This is a genomic window from Pauljensenia sp. UMB3104, from assembly GCF_030217285.1.
Classification (GTDB): Bacteria; Actinomycetota; Actinomycetes; order Actinomycetales; family Actinomycetaceae; genus Pauljensenia.
Genome location: NZ_JASONN010000621.1, coordinates 1 through 234 on the forward strand (window position 1 = coordinate 1; position 234 = coordinate 234).

1 pseudogene is annotated in these 234 nt (G+C 59.0%); it reads left to right on the top strand.

The features are described 5' to 3' along the window. Positions 1-120 precede the first annotated feature (120 nt). Positions 121-234: pseudogene (locus QP415_RS13025) on the top strand (LicD family protein); the annotation flags it as partial.

Sequence of the window (234 nt, forward strand, 5' to 3'; positions counted from 1 at the left end):
CGACTACATGCAGTTGCCGCCGGAGGACAAGCGCTACAACCACGCGCCCGCGTTTATCGACTTTGGCCCCTACGACTCTCTCCTGTAGTTCTCTAGTACCTCTTTGATGATCGGACCCTCATGAGCGAAGCTGATTCCGCAACCCTGGCAGCCATTCAGCGCGTGACCAAGCGGTGCCTGGCCGAGATCGACCGCGTCTGCACACTCCTGGACATTCGTTACGTCGCCTACGGT